Origin of the sequence: Enterococcus sp. FR204 (assembly GCF_031143325.1) — a bacterium.
Classification (GTDB): Bacteria; Bacillota; Bacilli; order Lactobacillales; family Enterococcaceae; genus Enterococcus_B; species Enterococcus_B faecium.
Window position 1 is genome coordinate 89768 of the sequence record NZ_JAKZIW010000002.1, and the last position, 23561, is coordinate 113328.

The window sequence follows — 23561 nt, forward strand, 5'->3', positions numbered from 1 at the left end:
TTCGTCTTTCTTCTTCCATCTGGGTAAATGGCGACAAAAGGTTTTTCTCGCCAATTTTATGACCAAGTTCTGAATTTCATTGGTGGTTCATACAGGCCATCTGACCATTCGATCAAATCATCGATTGTTTGTGCAGCTAATAATGAACGTTTCGCTTCACTGCGTTTGATACCTAGATCTTCTGGTAATTTCACGATGCCGGCTTCACGCAAGCTATCTAGTGATTCTTTCGTGCTAGTCATTCCAAGAGGTGTAACACCGCCAATTGCTGCAATTGCTGCTTGACGTTCTTCTTTTGTTTTTGCTTTGTACAAATAAGCAATTCCTTCTTCTGTCACGATATGGGTAGTATCTTCGCTATAGATCATCACTGGTGCATTGGCTAAGCCTGCCTGTTTTTGAACAGCTAATGCATCTAATTCTTCGACAAAGACTGGTTTTTTATTTGAACCATATGTTTCAACCATTTGAACAACTAATTTTTGTCCTTTACCTAATGGATCATCATTGTCGCGAAGTGATTGCCATGCTGGTGTAGAATGACGACGACCGCCAGGATTATGTCCCATGTTAGGCGCTCCACCAAAACCAGATAAACGTCCTTTTGTTACGGTAGAAGAATTTCCTTCGTAATCTAATTGCAAGGTTGAACCGATAAACATATCGATTGCATATTGTCCAGCTGCTTGTGATAATGTTCGGTTACTGCGCATCGTGCCGTCTTTACCGACAAAAAAGACATCTGGGCGAGCAGAAATATATTTTTCCATACCAACTTCGCCACCAAAACTATGGATGCTTTCAACCCAACCTGATTCGATGGCTGGAATCATCGTTGGATGTGGGTTCAATACCCAGTTCTTCGCGATTTTCCCTTTTAACCCTAGTGATTCACCATAAGTTGGCAGTAACAATTCGATAGCTGCTGTATTGAATCCAATACCGTGATTCAAAGATTGTACGCCGTGTTCTGCGTAGATTCCTTTGATTGCCATCATTGCCATTAGAATTTGCAATTCTGTGATGTTTTGAGGATCTCGTGTGAATAAAGCTTCTAATTGATAAGGTTTATCTGCTTTCACGACAACGTCTACCCAGTCACCAGGGATATCTACACGTGGTAAAGAATCGACAACTTCGTTGACTTGAACGATCACGATACCATCTTTGAAAGCTGCAGCTTCGATGATTGTTGGTGTTTCTTCCGTATTGAAACCTGTGTACAAGTTGCCGTCTTTATCTGCTTTATCTGCAGCTACTAAAACAACATTTGGAATCAAATCGATGAATAAGCGTCCATAAAGTTCCAAATAAGTATGGATATCACCTAATTTCATTGTGCCGTCTTCAATCATTTGGGCGACACGCAAGCTTTGTGCACCAGCATAAGAGAAATCGATCTTGCTTGCGATTCCTTTTTCAAAAATATTCAAATGTTCTGGTCGTGAGATACTAGACATGATCAAATGCAGATCATTCACTTTTTCTGCATCTACTTTTTCAAGACTTTCTGAAAGAAAACTTGCTTGTTTTTGATTGTCGCCTTCTAATACAACTTTGTCGCCGGGAGCAATCAGTTTTTCCATTACTTCTACGATTTTTTCAGTTTCTACATACTTGCCATTGAGCAAGTTGCTGATTTTTTCCAATCGCTGCGCTTTTTTTTCGCGTTTAGAAGCCCAGTTGCGGTTTGGTTTTTCCATAATTAGTCATCTCCATTTTTGATATAGAAACGTGGCGTCATCAATACCATGTTGGTCTAGATTGATCGTACGGATCCCTTTATCTACACCAAATTTTGTATGAATCAGCTTTGTCAAAGTATTGCCGGGGGGACATTCAATCGTCAGATCCATTCCTAATTCTTTTGCCAAGTCCATCATTTGGTTCCACTGCACAGGGAAAGCTAGGTTTTCCAACAAATCTTTACAAATCTCTTCTGCGTCCTGAGTGGCTCTTCCATCCGTATTTTTTATATACAAACATCTAGCATCAGATAGATGGACAGACTGCATATACGGCTTGAATTTCTTGACCGTATCATTCATCAAGAGACAGTGAGATGGCACAGGGACTTTCAGCAGCTTCGCTGTTTGCGCTTGGTGCCGTTTGGCTTCTGCCAACGTAACGGATAAACCTTCGATACTCCCAGATAACGTATGTTGCATCGGACAATTTTCATTTGACAGATAAACTGGATGGTCAGGATCAAATGTTTTTGCTACAATTTCCTCAGCTTCGCTTCTCGTCACACCTACTACTACGCCCATTGCATAACCGCTTGGATAAGCTTCTTTCATTAAGACTGCGCGGTGATAGACTAGTTCCGCTGCATTCTCAAATCTCAAAGATCGACAAGCAACAGCTGCACAAAAAGCACCAATCGAATGTCCTGCTGCAATATCAGGCTGAATACCGTTTTTTTCCATTTCATCTAAATAAAATACTGCTTTTGTCAGTAATGCTAGCTGGATAAAAACCGTATCTTGATAGTTTTCTTCTTTATCAACTAACCGATACCCCGTCACATTTTCTAAACGTTCCATGTACATTTCAGGGATATCCGCTAACATCCCTAACTTCTGACTGCCTTGTCCAGGAAATAAGAAACCTGTACTCATGAGCCTCGCCTCCTCAGCACTTACTTTTTCCACTGCTATCTTAGTCAATTTCTGCTATAATAAAAAATGCCAAAAAAAGAAAAAACCATAACAAAAAGGTATGGATGGGATGGATAATTATGAAATTGCTTCATCTGCAGTATTTTAAAAAAGTATTCGAAACAAAAAATGTTACCCAAGCAGCCAAAGAATTATTTATTTCTCAACCTGCCTTGAGCCGTGCGATCAAACATTTGGAAAACGAATTAGGGGTCCCTTTGTTTTACCATAGCGGCAGAAACATTGAGACGACCGTTTTTGCAGAAGAATTTTATCCATATGCAGTCAAGACATTAGACACATTAGAAGAAGGAATCAAATTATTGTCTTCGGTCAATGAGAAGATCGTTACTTCCGTCATATTGTATTTAGAGGTAGCCTCTGTTTCTATTCCGAACTTGGTCCGAATTTTTATGGAAAAGCATCCTGATATCCAATTAACGATCATGCAACATCATTTACCAGATGATATTACCGATCCTGTACTGTACATCACTTCGGAGATGAAGCCTGGCATGACCAATATTCCTATCATGAAAGAACCTGTTTATGTCGCCATTCCTAAGAAACATCCTCTTGCGAAAAAAGAACATCTGCAATTAGAAGATATCCAGCGCACCCCCATCTTGATGCTGTCAAAGAGCAACGCCTTCCGTCATACACCGGATGCAGCACTTGAAGCGAAAAGTATCGAATTGACGATCAGTTCGACGACAGATGATCCTGCGACATTACGTTCTATTGTCAAGCAAGGATTAGCTGTTAGCTTTTTCCCAAAAGTTTCTTGGTCTTACGATAAAAATGATCCTTTCGTCTTGCGGGAAATCAAAGATTTGCCCTTGACACGAACAATTTATTTATCTTCTAGCTTCACAGAAGATCATCCTTTGATCAAAATGATTGCAAAAACGATGCGGGAATTTTATTTAGGAAAATAAAAAAAAGAGCTGGGACAAAATTCTTGTCGCAGCTCTTTTTTCGAACAAACGGTGTTCCAGAAGTAATTTCTTAGAAAATAAGCCGAAATTTCCCAAAAATTTGAGAAGCAATTTTCGTAAATTCCTTCTTATTTCTTGAAGCTAAACATTTCTGTCACAACCTCTTCTCTATTGTCCTAGACATTCATTGCGTTGATTTAAAACTTCCATCAATCAAATCTGCTAGTTCATCTAGCTTTTCTATTTTACGTAGATCAATAGAGATCCAATGTTCTTTATTCATGTGATAGGCTGGAAAATACCCCTCTTTTCCTCGCAAAATTCCGCCAAGTTCAGGATCGACCTTCAAATCAAGAATATTGATGATCCTATGGTCACTTGCATCATCATAGATTTTTTCTTCTGGAACAGACATCAGGACCCCAAACCATTTTTTGCTTTTTTGATGTCTGAATACGCAATAATCAGGAAATTTTTTAAAAATATATTCTGGAGACAAATTGTATGTTTCATTGATGTGATCGATTAGTTCTTTTTTCGTTAGCATCTGCTTCCATCTCTTTCTTATTGATTCGCTTTATTCAAAGATACCACGTAAGAATAGAAAAATGAATACAAGTAGTTGCTAATCAAATACTTCGATATTTTTCTTTTTTATCAACTCTTAAATGTTCAATCCGCCTGTGTTGGTCTTGCTACCATCTACTATTAAAATGTTGATTATTGTTTGCCCACCTATTTTTTTATTTTAGTGGTATCATTTTTCAAGTTCATGATGAAATTCTTATCATCAGTAAATGCTCCATAAAAATAAACACTGATTGAAAAATCAGTTGAAACTTGACCACCGTTTATTTTCTCCGTATTCTTAGAATAGAAGGGAGTCTGATTGATGTATTCACTAATGAAAAAAATCATTACCGAAAAAGATATTCGACGTCATGTTTCTTTAGTAGAACAATTGCTGAATCATACAAAGATAACCGTAAATGAATTAGCTGAAATCATAGGGACAACCGAACGAACGATTTATTCTGACCTTCAATCTATTCGCTCTCAACTGCCTGAAGGCTGGGACATCATTAGCGATCAAGCAGGGATTAGTTTGCAAAACCAGCAAAATTTATTAGCAAATGACCTTTGGGAGATTTTTTTCAAACAATCAGTCAGTGTCGAACTATTGAAAAGTCTGCTTTTTACAAAAAAAGTTGCTGTCCCTGATTTTCTAGCCGACCATGGGCTTTCTTATGGGACATTGAAAAGACATGTGACTAAAATCAATCAGCGTTTAGCAAGTTACGACTTGCAGATCGATTTGACGAAATATACCGCTTCTATTCTTGGGAAAGAGCGTGCGATTCGCACTTTCTATCATCGACTGCTGATTCCTTTTACTCATAACAACTATTTTTTCGAAGATTATTCGATTCATGAATCCCATTATTTTCAATTTTTAAAAACAATAAATCGAACGGAGCTAGCGGTTGAAACAGAAGAGATTTTTGGAACATGTTGGTTCTTTATCAATACGATCCGTATAAAAGCGAATTGCCGATTAGATTCTTCTATCCATATCAACAGTACACTCTCCTCCCTGTATGACTCTGCATTGAAAAAATTGTATTTAACGGAAGGTATTTATCTCAAAGACACTGAGCTTTCTTTTGCTTCTTTCTGCTTTCTGGAAAGTTGGAATTACAACAATAACTATGGAAAAGAAACCGCTTGCTGCCTGCATCATTCTCCATTTTTCGAACGCCTCGAAACGTTTGTAGAGGAACTAGCTTCAGAGCTGTCTCTTGATCAACTAAAAAAAACATCTCTAACTGATAACTTGGCTCTTCTCGTATTAAAATATCATGAATCGCCGATATTGATTGAAGCATTGGACCGTCAATACCATCGTTTTTTAGAAACATATGATCAGCAATATGCACATTTGTCTCAACAGAAAGAGAATTTACTGAACGATCTAAAAAAAGAAATGGAAATCAATGAACCGAATTTCTTCCTTCAACTCTTGTCCTTACTGATCCAACAAACGATTTTTTCTATCAAACCGAATTTGTTCAATGTCTATTTTATTTTCCAAGGAGAACCTTCATGGAAGGCATTCTTGCAGCAGGAATTAAAAGATTACTTGGGAAAACGTGTCTGCTTCTTACCTATCGAACTAACCGATCTTTCCACTATTTCTTTCGAAAAAACAGATATCTTGATTTCCAATTTCCCGCTGGATTCTCTAGATATCCCTATCGTATACATTTCTTCTATTCCTACGAAAAATGAGCTCAATCGTTTGACTGAACTCACTTTCAAAACTTTTTTATAGTAACGGCTAGCGACTGTATTCTCTAGCTGTTTTTTCTTTTTTGCGAAACAGTTTATTCATGATCCCTTTTTCTATTTCTACAACTAAGAATAGAAGAATCACATTTGCCCCAATCAATAACTGTTGTGTCATCGTTAAACTTACTGTACCGATCAGCTGCTGGCCGACTGGTAGAAAAATAACCATCCCTTGCAATAAAGCAAGGATACCTAATGAAAGAAAAAGCGCTTTGTTTTGCAAAAGGCCCTGGTTCAATGACGGCTTGGACAACTCTCTGCAATTGATCATGTAAACAGCTTGAGCTAAGACGATATTTTGTAGAAGAATGGTTTGCTGTAAGCTTTGCCCTTCAAACTGCATAGCCAATAAATAGGCAGGAACCATGATCAGTAGGGAGACATAGATGATCCGAAACAAATGATAACCAGATAGGATTCCTTGCTTTGGATCTCTTGGTGGGCGCTTCATGATTTCTGGATCTGGCGACTCGAACCCTAGTGCATAAGATAAAGTGATTGTCGTTACCATATTGACCCATAAAATCTGTACTGGGGACAAAGGTAGCGGGCGATTCAGCATAAGTGCCCAAATCAAGATCAATCCTTGAGCTAATGCAGTTGGCAAGAAGAAATTGATGGTTTTTTGCAAATTATCCAAAATCCGCCGGCCCTCTTTTACGGCTTTTGCAATCGTATGGAAATTATCATCTCCTAAAACCATATCAGCTGCCTGTTTGCTTACTTCACTACCTTTGATTCCCATAGCAATTCCTACATCGGATCGTTTCAAAGCAGGTGCATCATTTACGCCGTCTCCGGTCATTCCGACGATTTCTCCATTTTTCTGCAAAGCTTTAACAATCCGCAGTTTATGTTCTGGCGTCGTTCGAGCAAAGACATCGACTATTGGCACTTGCTGAATCAACTCTTCATCAGACATAAGATCCAAATCGATCCCTTCTAAAACTTTGGCAGTATGTTTTAAGCCAATTTGTTCCGCAATCGCTTTTGCTGTGTCTTTGTGATCCCCTGTAATCATTTTCACTGAGATCCCTGCTTGTTGACATTCCTTTACAGCTTTGACTGCACTTTCTTTTGGCGGATCGATCAATCCGGCGATCCCTGCAAAAGTTAATTGGGTTAAAGTCTCATGCGTGAGTTCCTGTTTCGAATCTACTTTTTTATAAGCAAATCCTAAAACACGCTGACCTTTTCTCGCAAATTCTGCAGCTGTCTGACTCCATGCTTCTTGTTCTGCAGAAGAAAGAGTTGATTTAGCAAATAATACTTCTGGTGCACCTTTGACGTAAATCACCGCTCCTTTTTCCTCCGCATGCATCGTTGCCATATATTTGTATTCAGAACTGAACGGAATCTTTGCTTCTATTTTTTTCAAAGGCAGATTGGCTGTTTCTGTGTGTCGAATCAGCGCAACTTCTGTCGGATTGCCACTTAAATTTTCTGATTTCTGTTCTTCTTTTGTTTTTAATTCCTGACAGTTTTTCATAATGGACAACACGCAGGCTTCTTCTTTTGCAGATACATCCACAACTGTCATTTCATTTTTTGTCAATGTCCCTGTCTTATCTGAACAGATCACTGTCATAGAACCTAATGTTTCTACCGAAGGAAGTCCTTTGATGATCGCCTTTTCTTTTGCCATTTCATGTACTCCAACGGATAGGATCATGGTCAAAACAGCTGGCAATCCTTCGGGTACCATTGACACCACCAAAGCAATCATAGCCGAAAGAAGGATATGCCAATCCATACCATAGCGAAATGTCGTAAAAATAACTAAGAATAGACTCAAACAAAGAATGCCTTGAAAAATTTGTTTGTTTAATCGGTTGATTTTTTTAATCAGAGGCGTCGTTTGTTGTTCGACCGATTGCAATGCTTGATTGATTTTACCGATTTCTGTCGTGTTTCCTGTTTCTACAACGACACCGACTGCAGAACCAGATTGTACAAGCGTTCCTGAAAAAGCCATATTTTTCTGGTCGCCGATCGATTCTTCTTCTGTCAAAACGGCATGACTTTTTTCAGATGCTTCTGATTCTCCCGTCAAAATCGATTCTTCCACTAATAAATCATGTGCTTCGATTAATCGGATATCTGCTGGAACGACATCTCCGGCACGTAAGACAATGACATCTCCTTTTACCAGTTCTTTCGCAGGGATTTTTTCTTGCATCCCGTCTGATAGTACTATCGCTTCTTGTCCCATCAGCTGCTTCAAACCATTCAATGATTCTTCCGCTTTTCTTTCTTGCCAGTAACTAACGAGTCCATTGACGATCACTACGAATAAAATAATACTTCCTTCAATATATTCACTAGAAGCAAATTTCAAAAAAGAGGCAATGATCAACACGATCATCAGCAGATCAGTAAAATGCTTTGCTATTTTTTTCCATCGTTTTGTCTGCTGCCTTGCTTTTATTTCATTATATCCTTGATCAGTCAGGCGTTTCTGTCGTTCTTCTTGCGACAAGCCTTCTGTTGATGTTTGATAGTTTTTCAATACATCTTCTACCGTCAATCTGTACCAGTTCATCCTATCCCCTCCTGTTTAATTGATACTGTTATTATACGCAGGGAAGTTTTTTCAGGCGTATCGATTATTTCAGGGGGGTCTGAAATAATTCGTTTTGCAGAATGTATCTGGGCCTAACTGATATTTCTATTGCTTATTCTTTTATATACAAAATTTAAGAATACAAACCAGATAACCAATAAAAAAGGAATAAAGCGTGTCGTGCTTTCGAATAACAAGCTGAAAGCAATTGAAGTAAAAAACACCAACAAAGCAAGATCTTTATATCTTTGTGTAGTGTTCCGTTTCTTTTCTTTAATAAATTGAACATGTGCACACAAGATCGAAGACCACACAAATAGAAAACAACTCGTTGTCATGCCTGCCAAAAGCTGAAAAAACAATCGACTATCAGCTACAAAAAAATGTAGACAAAGACCGGCAAAAAATAACATCCCTGTAATTAAAATACCGTGTAAAGGTACGCCTTTCTTAGAAAGCGCACAAAACCAATGGGGCAAACTTTTTTCTTTTGCTGTTTGATATAAAATCCTGCTAGTACTGTAGACTGCACTATTTGCTGAGGACAAAGAAGCAACCAAAATCATTAGATTGACAATTGCTGCTCCGCTTTGGCAATGGATCACTTGCAGCATAGTCACTAAAGGACTTTCTTTTAAATCTAAACAATGCCATGGAACAACAAATAAAATCGACAAAATCGTTCCTATATAGAAAAAGAGAATACGCCAAGGCAGACAGTTGATTGCTTTTTTCAAATTCTTTTGCGGATCACTTGTCTCGCCAACGGTTAAGCCGATCATTTCAATTCCAGCAAAACTGAATAAAACCATAGGAAATGAGACTACCATTCCAGCAAAGCCAAACGGTAGTAATTCATCGATCTGTCCAAAATTTTCTTTGATTCCGATAGACTGGGTATGAAAATCTGAGACACTCAATCCTATACCCAATAAGATAAAAAGGAAAACCCCCAAGATCTTGATGATTGAGAAAAAAGATTCCAATTCACCAAACCACTTGACTGCAACAAGGTTGACTGCCATTAAGATCATTAGTGCGCTACCTCCGCTTATCAAAGCTGGTACATGTACAAACCAGAAATGGATATACAATCCTATTGCTGTTAATTCCGCAAGTCCAGCTCCAATCCAGCAAAGCCAATAAGTCCAATTGACAAAAAATGCCCACTTTTTGCCTAAATAGTAGTCAATGAAATCACTGATAGAGTTAAATGTACTATTTGCTAAAAATAAATCACCCATGGCCCGCATCAAACCATAAATAGCCAAACCGCATATCAAATAGACGAGAATAACAGCTGGCCCTGCTGATGCAATTGCCTTTGCTGAACCTAAAAATAATCCTGTTCCAATTGCGCCACCTAATGCGATTAACTGGATATTTCGATTAGTTAGAGTCCGTTTCATGGCCGGTTTTTCCATCAAGTTCACCTTTTTCTTTTTCAAGCAGCATGGCGACTTCCTGTTCCCAAGAAGGTTTCTTTATTTTTTCAATACAGAGTGGTACTACAAACAAAATGACACTGATGGCGGTGACTGCAATTAGATTGATCCATGTTCCAGCTTTCATCGTCAGCCCGACAGAAAATCCGATTGCCGCAAATAAAACAATAACGACAGTCCAAACTCCAAGATTGCTCTTTTTCTCTTTTTTTCCAATTCTAAATGGTCGATTCAACTTTGCATGTGTATAACGCAATCTCAAAACTGCGATCCCCATGATGACATAGACGATACAGTAGATAACAGTAGTTGAATTTACGAGCATCAAAAATGCTTGATTGACGCCAGGAATCAGCAAATAAAAAAGTGCAAAGATTGAGATAATGACGGACTGAGTCAAAATAACGGATTTGGATACGTCAAATTGATTCGTCTTCCAAAAATTGAATTTTGGTGGATACGCACCTTTTCTAGCACTTTCTGTCACTGTCTTTGCTGGTCCTGAGGCCCAAGCAGATAATTGGACTGCTACACCAATGAAGACAAGTAAACTAAACAGATTCACAATAAGATGTGGCAAACCAAGAATTTGGCAATAAATCGAAATAGATTGCGCGATATTATTCAATTCCATTTGTCCTTTTGGTACGACATTTGCTACAACTAAAGCATTCAAAATATTGACGAAAAATATAAAAATTAACGCGGCAAATACTCCGCGAATATACGTTTTAACTGGATTTTTCAACCGAGTGATATACACAGAGGACATTTCGATACCAGTAAAAATAAACATGATCGGCGCAAAATAAACAAATGAGGATGCAGTCGTAGTATCTGGTATTAATTTGTCCCATGAAAAACTGCCTAATGTTCCGGTTGGTACGATCCCAACTTTGATCCACGCAGCAAACCCTAATAAGAGCATCATCGTCAAAGGCACGTACAATCCTAACCAAACACCGACTTTTCCGCCGATTTTTGCCATATCAAATTTCAAATTCAAAAAAGTGATGATCCAATAAACGACTAAAATAACAACTAATGTAAATTTGCTGTTCAAACCAAGCGGCACATTATCGATAATATTACCAAACAACGGAGCAAGTGCTGAAGCGACCATCACCATCCCAGGAAACATTTGGACCCATAACAGCCATGAGACAACGAACCCCCATTTTTTTCCTAGAGCATTCGATACCCAAAGTTCTGGACCACCTTTTTGGGGAAACATTCCGGCAAATTCACCAGAGATCAATGAGATTGGAAAAGCGTACAATAATACTGCAACCAGCATGTAAAAAATCATCATCCAGCTCGTTGCTGCTACATCTGGAATATTTCGTACACTTGCTACAAGGGCGCAGGTCATTCCGATAAAGGTCATGGTCGTGATTTGCTTTGATGAACCAGTATCTTTCATCTTTATTCCTTCTTTCAATAGCGACATATGTTTTTGTTTTCTTTTATTTTTGTTCAAGAACAGAAATGACAAGGTTTCATCGATTCAGTACAAAACCCAGTATCACCGAAACATCCATTGAACGATCTTAGTGAACTGGGTTTGATACATGAAACGAACGATCCAACTTATAGAACGTTTTATAAAAAAGAATATCTTGGCGAGGAATATATGAAAAACAGGGGGAAATACAATTGTTTTGATGAAGCAAATAATTGTCTGTTCTCCATATGTCTCTTGTTATTCTTTCACACAAAAATCAGTTCTATTGGATGATTTCGTTTAGTTTCTTTTCCATTGCTTTGGCGATTTCTTTTGTATAAAAATTGAAAATTCGATCATCATTCAAATAAGGAGTCATGATAGCCGCACGTAGCAGAGTGATTTTCTGTTCTTTTTTCCATTCTTCTTTCGTTAGACCCATTCTTTCAACAAAACGAATCGGAGAATCACCGTAATCTTCTTGTGTAAATGTAGTATGAGAAGTAATAAACCGTTCACCATAAACATCGCCATCCATATAAGAAGACCGATCGAACATTTTTTCATTTAATTCATTGATAGCGTTCAAATCTGTACAGCCTTGTTCTTTGAATACCCAATTGACCATATTAAAATCAGGATGATTCAATGGATAGACTTCGATTGTTTTTCCTTTAACAGTAAAAGTCAGATGATCGAGAAATTCTCTGAATCTTTGAGCTGCCTCGATTGAAGCCCCAATCAATTGACCATATCCGGTCACATTCAATGGCAATACACGATGTGCTGTCCAGACTGCGGCGGCGGTTGCTCCAGCTTTTGATCCTTCCAAAATATAAGCTCCTAACATATCTGGAGCCTTTACTGATTTTTCAAACACATATGGCGCGAAATAAGAAATGATATTTCTCATATTTTTATGTTTGATTACGATTCCTCCAGCAGCATAAGGGACATAGCCCATCTTATGAGGATCTATCGTGACAGAATCCGCTTCTGAAATAGCTCTGAACCCTTCATATACCTCTTTGTCAATCGTTACGCAGTGGTGGAAAACATGATGTTCTTCAAAGAATTCAGCTAAGGAAGCATACGGCACAAATTCTCCTGCTTCGTTTAGAAACAGTGAACGCGCATAGCCGCCATATGCGGCATCAACATGTAAATAGAAATAGATCCCTTCATCTTTTAACCTTTCTCTTAATTGGACGATTTTATCTACACTGTCTACTTGACCTTCTTCTGTCGTTCCTACGACAGCAACCACACCTAGAATTGGGATTTTTTGTTCAGCTAATTCACGAATTGTTTTTTCCAAAGCATTAATATCCATTCGATAATCCTCTTGAACTGGGATAGCAACCATCTGATCTAAGCCTACTCCGCAAATATCTAACGCCTTCATCCAAGAATAGTGTTTTGTTTGAGGGACCAGCCATTTCCCTAATCTTTGGATATTTTTTCCGCTACGGGAAGAAGCTGCTTTGACCTCATCCATTTCTTCGTCCGTAAAGCTTTCGGTCATTTCCAAAATTTCTTCAACAGATAAATTCAAAAGTTCCCACTCAGACATTTTTTTCACTTTTTCAGGCAGCACTTCCTTGACAGCTAAAGGAATCGATTTGATGCAACGGGCGTACCATAATCCTTCAAGATTAGCAATAGAACCATCTGCTGCAATGTGTCCCCATCCGTCTGTCATATTGAATAATGAAGCAAAATCCTGTCCTACTTCTGCTTCCATTTGCGAAGTTGCCATAGAAGATTCCAATGCAACATTATTTGGGTTCCACAGCATCGCATAGTTGTAAGCTAATAAAGCAGGCATCAATGTTTCAGCATTCATTTGTCCCCAGTAACGGCCTGCTGAATGCCATGGGATCGATCCTGCGCGTAATCGCTGACTGACTTCATCCAAGACCTCTATCATATGGTCGCGGGTGGCTAGATAATCTGGAGTGAGCTTATCTCCTTCGCTAATTGCAGGCATATCTGAAGGAATATAATTTTCTCTCCATCCAAGATGTTCATCTACCATCTTGTTCAACAACATTTTATAAACTGGTCCATTTTCAGCTTTGTCGCCTATAAAGACGGCCTTGATATCCATATCTTTCATTTTTCTTCCCTCCATATTTTGTTGGTCAATGTCTCGCAGATACATGTGTTTATCTGTAACACCTCTTCACTATAGCGCCAAAAATGAGAATTTTTTTTTTATAACATCAAATCCACGTAGATTTTTACAAACAAAAATAAATAAAGTCGGATTTTTCTGATAATTCAACGCAAAAAAACGAACAATTTTTCAATAAATCAGTCTTCTAAAATAGATAACCTAAAAAAAACGAACAAACAAATAAAATGACTGTCCTTCATTCACTAAACATATTTTTATTTTTTTATATTGTTAAAAATTCACAATTTATTTTTTAATAGAATTATCTGTTTTCCAAATTTTATAACATAAAAAACCTTTTTTAACGGCATTTATGTGCTTTTTCAGAAATTAACTGATGATTTCAAAAAGAAAACATGTCATAATATTTCCCATATTGTGCAAAAAAATACAAGGTGGAGGCTCTACTATGATTGAAGAATATATTGAGAAAAATATTTTAAGACAGCTGTTTTTATGTGGGCAATTCTATGTAAATAAAGAAGTCAATCTAGAAAAGCTCTCCAATCTCCTGCATTTTTGCAAAACCACTTTGCTCAATGATATCAATAACATAAAAAAAGAATTTGAAGAACAGATCGCTTATACACATCGGGAAAAGGACCGTTACACTTTATATTTTTCAGAACATATACCTCGATGCAAGATCATGCAGCAATTGTCTCAAAATTCGTTGTTTTTAAAAACTTGTCTGCTTTATTTGGAAGAAGATGAACCTGATTATCTTCAATTAACTGAATGTGAATTCATCTCTGTCAGCAAAGCTTATTCATTAAAAAAACAAGTATTAGCTTATTTTAATGACTGCGGGATCGAAATCGACCGCTACTCCCCTCGATTCACTGAAATGGAAAGACGTCTGCTGCTTCTTAATGTGTCGTATCGTTTAGGCGGTTTTAATTCTTGGGAGCTACCTGAATCGTTTTTTGAACGTGCCGATCGTTTCATTGAATCCGTAACGGAAAATAGTGGTAGATTTTATGATAAAGAAAATAAAGAAATCTTATCGATTGGTTTTGCTATCAGTTTCCTACGCCAGCAAGTGTGTGCTGTGACAATAGATTCAAAATTTATCGAAGAAATCAAAAAACGTCCTATTTACAATTATGTCGAATCAGCATGGGAAAACACTGATTTCCAAACCTATTATAAAAAAGAAGAATTCGCCTTTATTTTGACACTATTCAATCTTTGTAATTATGGTTTCCATTCTTATCAGTTGATTGCGGAAGACTTTCAACAGCTATACCAAGTGTTTATTGACAATACTCCCGAAATAAAAGAACTAGTTGCTACCTTTGAATCTCACTTCAATCAAGAATTATTCGGAAACCAACCGTTCGAACGTGCGCTGATTCATCTGATGCGTTCGGCTTGGGATAACTATCAATTATTCATGCCAGAAAAATTTTATCTTTTAAATGAGGAACAGACAAATTTATATAAAGAAGTCCAGACAATTTTTTCCAGCTGGTCCAGCCAGTTACCTTATGATCTACGGTTGAATCCTAATTGCATGCGGGCTTTTGTGATCGAATTGAGCGGAATTCTCCGTCTGACAAAAGAACATCTGACTATCTATATCGTCACAAATTCGGATGTTCATTATCTGATTTATCGGGAAGCCTTGGAAGCTGTAACTACTTTCGATTTTCAAGTTGCACCAACAATTTATTCAAGTATATCTGATATAAAGAAGTATGCGCAGCAGTCCTCAAACCGGGTATTATGTGAACGTACATTATATACACCAGATGCGGTCCAATATGAAAATATTATTCCTATTTCGATCAATACGATCGATCGAGCTATCATTTCAGCTGTGCAAAACAAATAAGGGGCTGTGACAAAAATCATGTCACAGCCTCTTATTTGTTGAAGATGCCCATTTCTGTAACAATCTCTTGATACACGTCAGGCTCACAACCTCACTTATTTTGGACATCTACGGGTCCGATCTCTTTATTTAAAAAATAAGAAATGATGGTTCGGATAACTACCAACGCCGCTAGTTGGAAAATATCCTGCAAGGTAGGTTTGATAATCGATTCGATGATCCCAGCTGAAACAAGAATTTCCAAACTTAGAAGTATATAGCCTCCCAACATCTTTTTAATAGCATTGTTCTCGCTGACTCGGTCGTTTTGCACTTTTGTATGGACAAATAAATATTTCAAAAAATCCTTGATTGATAGACAAACACCCCAAACCAATAAACAGATAGCAAAGATATCAAGTCCCAGTACAAGTTTTTCAAAATATGGAAGAAGAAACTGCATCAACTCTGTCGTCATCCTACCTCTCCTCTTCTTTGTTTTTCTTTGTCTTCTATTTCCTGATTCAAGAAATAAGAAATGACTGTTCGAATGATAATAATAAGTGCAAGCTTCAAAATATCTGTCCAAGTCGGCTTGATAACTGACTCGATGATATCAGCAACGACTAGTACTTCCAAGCTTAACAAAATATAACTTGCTAGCAATTTTCTTGTATCTGCATTACGAGTATTACGTTCTGCATAGTTTTTCTTGACATGAGACCAATCAAAAAGTTTGAATAGAACAAGAACGATCCCGACAATTAAGATACCGATAGAACAAATATTTAAAATAGCAATGATCCATTCTAGAAATTCAATTAAATTTGAGCGAAACATATACGCTACCTACTTTCTTTTAATTTGTTCCTATTCTTTTATTGTAAAAGAAAGTTACCTTGTTCGTCTATTTAAAAGTTGTTCTAATGATAACGGTTCGCTTAAATTTTTCTTTTTCACTCTCCCATTTTTCTCCCCCCATCCATAAATCGTGGAAGTATCCAAAACAACGTAGCAAGTTAAAATAAGGCTTAGTCCGTCATCAGCTTTTCAAAGAAGCACTGTCTCGGTGCTTTTTTTGTACCCAAATTTCTAAAAATAGAACCATACACCTCCTCAAATCTTTTCTTCTTACCTACCCTATTTTTATTTACAGGAAAATCAGACACTTCTTCTTTTTTGTCAAAATTTCCTTTTTCTTCTCGTCCTATCATTTGGCATTCTAATAAAAACGAACTATCCTTGGATATAGAAAGAGAAAACAAGGAGGCGTTTTTCATGAGTAAAAAATTAATCAAAGTCGGCATCGGTTTAGGTTTGCTTGCCCTTGGCGCTGCATATCTAGGAAAAAAGACAGGACTATTCGAAGATGACAGTCATTTATATGATGAATTCGAATCAATCTAGCATCCTATTTAGTTGAATCACTACGGACATACTTGGAAGACATTGGAGGAATCACAATGAGAAAAAGTAAAGCAATAATGATTGGTGCCGGTATTGCCAATATGGCAGCGGCTGTTTATTTGATTCAAGAAGGCAAATGGAAAGGGGATCAGATCACCTTTTATTCATTGGATGATCACGGTTCAAATGATGGTGCACCGACCGACACTGTAGTGGATGAATATTGGAATAAAAACCATCCATTAGAAAACCAAAAAGGCTATATTGCTCGAGGCGGTCGCATGCTTAATTACCGTACCTATGTAGATTTGATGGATCTGTTAAGTCGAATACCTTCTGTTACTGAGCCAGGGATGACTGCTGAAGAAGATACGAGAGATTTTGATGCAAAACACCGAACCTTTGACAAAGCACGTTTGATGGAAGGTGGCAAAGGAATCATTGATGGCGGAAAACTGGGATTCAATAATAAAGACCGTATTCTTCTGACTAAACTGATTGCTATGCCTGATTCAGAAGAAGAAAAACTAGACAATATCACTATCGAAGAATATTTCAAAGATGATCCACACTTTTTTGAAACAAACTTCTGGTTTATGTGGGAAACAACATTTGCTTTCAGAACACGTAGTTCTGCTCAAGAATTGCGTCGCTATATGCATCAAATGATTTATGAATTCACTCAAATCGAACATCTAGTGGGCGTCAATCGAACACGTTACAATCAATACGAAAGTATTATGCTTCCTTTGATCGAGTACTTGAAAGAACAAGGATGCAAAATCATTTTGAACCGCCGTGTCACTGACTGGGAATTCAAAGAAACACCGATGCAAGATGAAATCACTGTGACTGGTTTGAAAATGACCAATACACTGACTCAAGAAGAAGAACACGTTGTGGTCGATGAAGATACAGCAGTTATTTTCACTAATGGGTCCATTACAGATTCAGCTACTTTAGGAGATTACGAAACACCAGCTGTAGAAAATATGGATTATGGTGCAGCTTCTAGTCTCTGGAAAAAAGCCAGTGAACGTTTCTACAACTTGGGAAATCCTGACAAATTCTTTGCTGATCGAGATGCAAGCGAATGGGTCAGCTTTACCCTGACGACGAAAAACCATTTGTTGTTGAATGAAATCACCCGTATCACGACTCAAGAACCAGGAAATGCCTTGAATTCATTTATTTCATCCACACCGATCACGCCGTTAGGCCAAAAAGATGTCAATATGTCTATCGTCGTGCATCATCAACCGCATTTTACGTCTCAGAAACCAAATGAAACAGTTATTTGGGGTTATTTCCTTTATCCAAGACGACGTGGCGAATTTGTGGATAAACAGTATATTAAAATGAATGGAAAAGAAATGCTAGAAGAACTGATCGGACAACTTTCAAAAGTAGATCCTGGACCAGTGAATATTCGTGAAAAAGAAACAGAAATTTTCGACAGCGTAATAAATAATATCCCTGTCTATATGCCTTATGCTTCCGCGTTGTTCAATAATCGTGCCAAAAGCGATCGGCCAAAAGTCATTCCTAAACATTCGACCAATCTGGCCTTTACAGGAGAATTTGTCGAGCAGCCTTATCAGATGATCTTTACTGAACAAAGTGCTGTACGTTCTGGAGAAATCGCTGCTTTCCATTTTGCGGGTATCCCTATGTCCCGTCTTGTCAAAACACCGCGTTACGACAAAGATATTCCTACTCTAGCTCGTGCCGCAAAAAAAATGTTTGAATAACCAAGAGGTTGTGAAAAAGCTGCCCTGCATCAAGTAATAAGAACAACCAGGCTAAAACAGCTTCTTATGTTTTTGATTTGGTTGGACTTATTACCGCAGATGCAAGCTTTTGAACACCGTTTACCAAGAGGTTATGAAAAAGGCGTTTAGTTTCGAGTATGAAGAAAAATTTTGTGAAAATGGTTCCTCACGTTTTTGCATAAATTTGACTTAATACCGAGAAACTGATCCCTTCTGTCATAACCTCTTTTTATTTATGTCTGTTTCTTTTTGAAAACAACTATTTTTTCAACGTTTACTCTCTTGCCAATCCAACATCATCTAACGGATACAACTATTTCAATGATTACCATTACACTAAAAAATCGGAAACACACCTCTCCGAACACAAATACATAAGACTATAGAATGTTTCATTTAAGAAAAAAAGCGTTTCATTATCAAAAAGGTAAGATCTCCTTTAAAATGAAATTATCTGTAGTACTAATAATGCAGACAATTTTATGAATCTGAAAGGAGCATCTCCAATGAAAGCAGTCACTTGGCAAGGAAAACAGAAAATGGAAATCAGAAACGTAGATGATCCAAAAATATTAGAACCAACAGATGCAATCATCCGTATCACAGCAACAGCCATTTGCGGCTCCGATCTGCATCTTTACCATCATGGTGAAGCAGTTTTGGAAAAAGGGTATGTTGTAGGACACGAACCAATGGGAATCGTTGAAGAAGTGGGATCTCAAGTTCAAACATTGAAAAAAGGGCAACGTGTGGTTATCCCTTTTAATATTAGTTGTGGTCATTGTCATTTCTGCCTGAATCACATGGAAAGCCAATGTGATGAATCAAATCCAGATCAGTTATATGGCGGGCTTTTCGGATTTGGCAAGTTGAACGGTAATCATTGGGGTGGTCAAGCGGAGTATCTAAGAGTTCCTTATGCAGACTCTACTTCATTTGTTGTACCAGATAATGATCTTCCTGATGAAAAAGTTTTATTTCTATCAGATATTTTGCCCACAGCTTATTGGAGCGTTGAAAATGCAGGAGTAAAAAAAGGCGATACAGTTGTGATTCTAGGTTCTGGTCCAGTCGGTCTATTCGCTCAAAAATTCGCTGTTATGGCTGGAGCAGAGCGCGTGATCGCAGTAGATCCAGTACAGCACCGTCTAGATAAAGCAGCTAATTACAATGGGGTGGAAACTTATTTCTTAGAAGACACGGCACAAGCTGGAACGGAATTGTATGAACTGGCTAAAGGTGGCGCAGATGTCATTATCGATTGTGTAGGAATGGACGGATTAGAGCCTGTCAAAGAAAAAGCGAAAAATTTAGTAAGCTTACAAAGCGGCACAATCTCTCCATTACAGATGGCATCGCAAGCTGTCAAAAAATTCGGAACAGTCCAAGTAACTGGTGTTTATATGACTCCAGCTTCTTCTTACCCGCTGCAAGAATTTTTTATGCGGGATATCGCTGTCAAGCATGGACAGGCACCAATTATCCATCTAATGCCAAAAATTTACGAAATGATTGCAGAAGGACTATTCGATCCTACACAAATCATTACTCATTCGCTGCCACTATCAGAAGCAGCACAAGCATATGAGATCTTTGACAAAAAAGAAGATAAAAATATAAAAGTTGTTTTGAAACCTTGAATTCAGTAAAAAATACAGGTGATTTTCTTTATGCCCAAAATCAAACGAAATACCCATGAGATCGAAATAGGAAAAGAAGAAGATATCGAAATACGAGGACGTCGCTTCCGCTTCTATTTCCAAAATCGTTACACATTGATCTCACTGGCTGTCGATTTATTAACCGGGATTTTCTATATTTTTGGAAGCCTTGCTTCCTTAACTAAAATCCCCGATCGATATGGCACCTATTTTTATTTGGCTGGTGCTATTTTCTTGACGATTCGTCCTATTCTCAGAATCGTAAGGAACATTTTTATTTACGACGAAAAAAAAGCAATGAAGAGAACAAGCAAAAAAAAAGAGGCATGAGAATTTTTCAAATCTCATGCCTCTTTTTTCACCCTATCGTATCACTTTGATACAGACGAGCGGTCGTCCCACTTTCTTCCTTGACCATTGTCAAAAATGTCCACTCGTATCGTTCATAAAACGTGGTATGATCTGTAATTAAGTAAAGTTTTTCGTACCCAAGTTGATGCATTTCTTTTCTGATTTCCGCTAATATCCGCTTGGCTATCCCCTGCTTACGCTTTTCCGGTTCAACAAACAGGGCACAAAGATTTGGTGTCAAATCAGGGCGGTTATGGAAGTCGTTTTCAATAACGCCCGCTCCTCCGACGATGGTTTCTTTTTCATCTAAGACCACATACCATTGAGGAATACTTTCCTTATTAGCGATTCCAGTACGAATACTTTCCTCATACACAACAGCAGGAACTCCCCATTTTGATGAAAACCACTTCGCACTTTGTTTTACTAATTCTGGGTGTTCTCTTAATTTGATCCAGTTATATGTAACCAATGTTTAAACCTCCGACTAAAATAAAACGTTTACAAAAATTATACAAGTCTTTATGAAAATTAGCAATGACAACAATAGTGATGTAAAAAAAAAACGGAAAACAATCACTTGTTCTCCGTTTTTTGATTAATCAAGCATCTAAAGCTTCTTTTCTTCTTTCTTGGATCGTAGCTACCTTGACGAACGGTAGATAGATCAAAATAGAAAGAACCAAATTGACAGCGGCTAGTACACCACCTGCAATACTTTTTGTTGCCAATACACCGCCAATAATTGGTGGAGTTACCCATGGAGGCATAACGGTAGCTGCTGGCACTAAACCTGTAGAAGTCGCAAAGTAAGCAACACTAACTAAGACCATTGGTGTCAAAATAAATGGAATGAACATGATCGGGTTCAACACGATAGGTAACCCAAACATCGTTGGTTCATTAATATTGAAGACACCTGGCGCAATCGACAAGTTTGTTACAACCATATATGGTTTGTTTTTACGTCCTACTAAATAAATAGCTAACAGTAAACCTAAAGTTGCACCTGTTCCTCCTAAGTTGACAAAGCTGTCAAAGAAAGGTTTGTTCACGATAAACGGTGCGCTATGTCCAGCTGCGATTGCATTAACATTTGCTTCAATGGCTGGCGCATTGATTGTTTGCATCAAAGGATCGACCATATTCGCTCCGTGTAAACCAAAGAACCATAAGAATGGTGTGATAAATGCAAGCAGTAAGGCAGATGGATAAGAGTTTGCAAGTCCCATAAATGGTTCTTGGACCACTGTATAGAAAGAACCTACGATATCATCAACACCGAATGCAGCAAAAATTGCAGCAACTAAAGCAAACGCAGAGATAGTGATCATTGCTGGTAGTAATGAAGCAAATGCTTTTGCAACTGCCGGTGGCACACCATCAGGCATTTTGATGATCAATTTTTCATTTCCGCTTAAACGTACAAAGATTTCTGTTGAAATAATCCCAACAATAATAGCAATAAACAAACCGTTTGAGCTCATACCTAATGCTCCGCCTAAAGCGAAGAAAGAGCCTAAAGAAATCACACCTGCGGAAACACCGTCTTTTCGGTAGCCGTTAGCTAAATGATAAGCAAGCAAGAAAGCAATCAAGACAGAAAGAATGGCAAATGTACCGTTCCAAGCAGCAGCCCCGAATCCTTTCCATGATTCACCACCAAAAATTGAGTTCATCAATTCTTGGAACCCGGGAATCGGTAAGTTATTGATCATTACTGCTAATGCTCCTAAGATCATTAACGGCATACTCACCATAAATGAGTCCCGAATCGCAACTAAATGCCGTTGTGCACCAATTTTTGATGCTACAGGTATAAAATGTTTCTCCATAAATGCAACAAATTTATCCATAAATCTTCCCTCTTTTCTTTACTGTAGATTACGCGTTCAATCGACGATACAGATCAATGATCTCTTTTGCTAAATCTGTAAAAGCTATGGATGTCATCAGATGATCTTGACTGTGGACCGTCAAAAGCGTGACTTCAACGTGATTTCCTTGTGCTTCTTGTGTCAGCATCTCTGTTTGAGAGTGATGTGCTTGGACTAAAGATTCCTCTGCATCTTTGATTTTTTCATCTGCTAAAGTGAAATCACCTTTTTTCGCAGCAGCAATCGCTTCCATTGCATCGCTTTTTGCATTTCCGCCAAACATGATCAGACCCATGATGGCTTCTAGATTTTTTTGATCTTCCATTTATTGTATCCTCCGATAATTTTTATTATTTGTTTATTAGTTTTTCTGCTTGGTCGAGTACTTTTTCACCATTCATCATGCCATAGTCAGCCATATTGATTACATCTAAAGGAATGCCTTTAGGTGCTAGCTTTTCAGCAAATTGATTTTGCATAAAGCGTACTTGCGGTCCTAAAAGTAAAACGTCTACATTTTTAGATTCTAGTTGATTATCCGCATCTGAAGCAGATACAGCAAAGATGTCTGCTTCCATTCCTTTTGCTTCTGCTGCCTTTTGCATTTTTGTGACTAGGAGACTTGTACTCATTCCAGCTGAACATACAAGCATGATTGTTTTCTTTTCCATTTTAAACACGTTCCTTTCTATACTTACACTTGTATATAAGCAAGTAGCGTGCCAACTTTAAAAGCGCTTTAAAAAGTTGATATCATCACATTTAAGGTCTATACCAAGTTGCATACACACTAAAAAAGAAAGCGCACACTAAACACACAAATTAATTTTTATTACCTTTTTTCTTTTAACGTGCACAAAAAAAGTTGTGACACAAAACTTGTCACAACTTTTTTCGAATAAACGGTATTCAAAAGCTTGCATCTGCGGTAATAAGTCCAACCAAGTTAAAAACATAAGATGTTGTTTTTACTTTGCTGTTCTTATTACTTGTTGCAGGACAGCTTTTTCACAACCTCTCAATAAACGGTGTTCAATCAGCTGACCCTGGGTATTAGCTCAAAACGCTGGATTCACAACCTCTTTTATTTCAAATAACC

22 protein-coding genes are annotated in these 23561 nt (G+C 37.8%); 7 read left to right on the forward strand and 15 right to left on the reverse strand.

Going from position 1 to position 23561, the window contains the following annotated elements:
* Positions 1-56: 56 nt before the first annotated feature.
* Both mdcA and RG571_RS01150 read right to left on the reverse strand, forming a co-directional pair.
* Entirely contained in the window at positions 57-1703 is a 1647-nt protein-coding gene (mdcA, locus tag RG571_RS01145) for a malonate decarboxylase subunit alpha (protein ID WP_114634717.1), read from the reverse strand.
* A gap of 6 nt (positions 1704-1709) precedes the next feature.
* Positions 1710-2621 carry an ACP S-malonyltransferase gene (locus RG571_RS01150; RefSeq protein WP_114634718.1) on the reverse strand — a complete coding sequence of 304 codons (912 nt, stop codon included), beginning with the start codon at positions 2619-2621 and terminating at the stop codon, positions 1710-1712.
* Positions 2622-2740: 119 nt separating this feature from the next.
* Here RG571_RS01150 and RG571_RS01155 point away from each other — a divergent pair, with 119 nt between their 5' ends.
* Positions 2741-3598, forward strand: coding sequence for a LysR family transcriptional regulator (locus RG571_RS01155; protein ID WP_308947428.1), 858 nt, complete (start codon positions 2741-2743; stop codon positions 3596-3598).
* A gap of 184 nt (positions 3599-3782) precedes the next feature.
* Here the strand turns inward: RG571_RS01155 and RG571_RS01160 are convergent, their stop codons facing one another.
* On the reverse strand, positions 3783-4145 hold the full coding sequence (locus tag RG571_RS01160) for an MmcQ/YjbR family DNA-binding protein (protein ID WP_002287552.1): 363 nt from the start codon (positions 4143-4145) through the stop codon (positions 3783-3785).
* Between the two features lie 188 nt (positions 4146-4333).
* Positions 4334-4516 carry a hypothetical protein gene (locus tag RG571_RS01165; RefSeq protein WP_002349831.1) on the reverse strand — a complete coding sequence of 61 codons (183 nt, stop codon included), beginning with the start codon at positions 4514-4516 and terminating at the stop codon, positions 4334-4336.
* On the opposite strand from RG571_RS01165, the gene RG571_RS01170 reads away from it, so the two are divergent.
* A complete protein-coding gene (locus tag RG571_RS01170) occupies positions 4491-5930 on the forward strand; it encodes a helix-turn-helix domain-containing protein (RefSeq protein ID WP_002339532.1) in 1440 nt (479 codons plus the stop codon). The genes RG571_RS01165 and RG571_RS01170 overlap by 26 nt on opposite strands.
* 6 nt (positions 5931-5936) lie before the next feature.
* Here RG571_RS01170 and RG571_RS01175 read toward each other — a convergent pair whose 3' ends face one another.
* The 4 genes from RG571_RS01175 to tdc form a co-directional block, all read right to left on the reverse strand.
* Complete coding sequence (locus RG571_RS01175) at positions 5937-8489, reverse strand: HAD-IC family P-type ATPase (RefSeq protein WP_002345779.1); 2553 nt, start codon at positions 8487-8489, stop codon at positions 5937-5939.
* Between the two features lie 113 nt (positions 8490-8602).
* On the reverse strand, positions 8603-9934 hold the full coding sequence (locus RG571_RS01180) for an amino acid permease (RefSeq protein WP_308947425.1): 1332 nt from the start codon (positions 9932-9934) through the stop codon (positions 8603-8605).
* Entirely contained in the window at positions 9900-11378 is a 1479-nt protein-coding gene (locus RG571_RS01185; RefSeq protein ID WP_002339529.1) for an amino acid permease, read from the reverse strand. Before RG571_RS01185 ends, RG571_RS01180 begins: the two co-directional genes overlap by 35 nt.
* A 304-nt stretch (positions 11379-11682) precedes the next feature.
* Complete coding sequence (tdc, locus tag RG571_RS01190; protein ID WP_002338578.1) at positions 11683-13518, reverse strand: tyrosine decarboxylase; 1836 nt, start codon at positions 13516-13518, stop codon at positions 11683-11685.
* A gap of 469 nt (positions 13519-13987) precedes the next feature.
* Between tdc and RG571_RS01195 the strand changes: the two genes are divergently transcribed.
* Positions 13988-15415, forward strand: a complete 1428-nt coding sequence (locus tag RG571_RS01195; protein WP_258430218.1) for a helix-turn-helix domain-containing protein — start codon at positions 13988-13990, stop codon at positions 15413-15415.
* 91 nt (positions 15416-15506) lie between these two features.
* Here RG571_RS01195 and RG571_RS01200 read toward each other — a convergent pair whose 3' ends face one another.
* The 3 genes from RG571_RS01200 to RG571_RS01210 all read right to left on the reverse strand — a co-directional run bounded on the left by RG571_RS01200 (position 15507) and on the right by RG571_RS01210 (position 16674).
* Positions 15507-15872, reverse strand: a complete 366-nt coding sequence (locus RG571_RS01200) for a DUF1622 domain-containing protein (RefSeq protein ID WP_002307868.1) — start codon at positions 15870-15872, stop codon at positions 15507-15509.
* Positions 15869-16234, reverse strand: coding sequence for a DUF1622 domain-containing protein (locus tag RG571_RS01205; RefSeq protein WP_002287567.1), 366 nt, complete (start codon positions 16232-16234; stop codon positions 15869-15871). Before RG571_RS01205 ends, RG571_RS01200 begins: the two co-directional genes overlap by 4 nt.
* A 191-nt stretch (positions 16235-16425) precedes the next feature.
* A complete protein-coding gene (locus tag RG571_RS01210) occupies positions 16426-16674 on the reverse strand; it encodes a hypothetical protein (RefSeq protein ID WP_002321251.1) in 249 nt (82 codons plus the stop codon).
* On the opposite strand from RG571_RS01210, the gene RG571_RS01215 reads away from it, so the two are divergent.
* The 4 genes from RG571_RS01215 to RG571_RS01230 all read left to right on the forward strand — a co-directional run bounded on the left by RG571_RS01215 (position 16673) and on the right by RG571_RS01230 (position 20564).
* Positions 16673-16801, forward strand: a complete 129-nt coding sequence (locus RG571_RS01215; RefSeq protein ID WP_002287569.1) for a hypothetical protein — start codon at positions 16673-16675, stop codon at positions 16799-16801. The two genes, RG571_RS01210 and RG571_RS01215, sit on opposite strands and share 2 nt — an antisense overlap.
* Positions 16802-16857: 56 nt before the next feature.
* The gene (locus RG571_RS01220) at positions 16858-18552 is read left to right on the forward strand and encodes an oleate hydratase (RefSeq protein ID WP_002326427.1); all 1695 of its coding nucleotides are present in this window, start codon (positions 16858-16860) and stop codon (positions 18550-18552) included.
* 527 nt (positions 18553-19079) lie between these two features.
* Positions 19080-20213, forward strand: coding sequence for an alcohol dehydrogenase catalytic domain-containing protein (locus RG571_RS01225; protein ID WP_002299903.1), 1134 nt, complete (start codon positions 19080-19082; stop codon positions 20211-20213).
* 30 nt (positions 20214-20243) lie between these two features.
* Positions 20244-20564, forward strand: a complete 321-nt coding sequence (locus RG571_RS01230) for a YrhK family protein (protein WP_002287574.1) — start codon at positions 20244-20246, stop codon at positions 20562-20564.
* A gap of 28 nt (positions 20565-20592) precedes the next feature.
* Here the strand turns inward: RG571_RS01230 and RG571_RS01235 are convergent, their stop codons facing one another.
* The 4 genes from RG571_RS01235 to RG571_RS01250 form a co-directional block, all read right to left on the reverse strand.
* Positions 20593-21057, reverse strand: a complete 465-nt coding sequence (locus RG571_RS01235; RefSeq protein ID WP_002299899.1) for a GNAT family N-acetyltransferase — start codon at positions 21055-21057, stop codon at positions 20593-20595.
* A 130-nt stretch (positions 21058-21187) separates the two neighbouring features.
* Positions 21188-22441 (reverse strand): PTS sugar transporter subunit IIC, encoded by a 1254-nt coding sequence (locus RG571_RS01240; RefSeq protein ID WP_002287577.1) that lies wholly within the window; start codon positions 22439-22441, stop codon positions 21188-21190.
* A 28-nt stretch (positions 22442-22469) separates the two neighbouring features.
* Positions 22470-22787 (reverse strand): PTS lactose/cellobiose transporter subunit IIA, encoded by a 318-nt coding sequence (locus RG571_RS01245; protein ID WP_002287579.1) that lies wholly within the window; start codon positions 22785-22787, stop codon positions 22470-22472.
* Between the two features lie 25 nt (positions 22788-22812).
* Positions 22813-23133 (reverse strand): PTS sugar transporter subunit IIB, encoded by a 321-nt coding sequence (locus RG571_RS01250; RefSeq protein WP_002287582.1) that lies wholly within the window; start codon positions 23131-23133, stop codon positions 22813-22815.
* Positions 23134-23561: the final 428 nt, after the last annotated feature.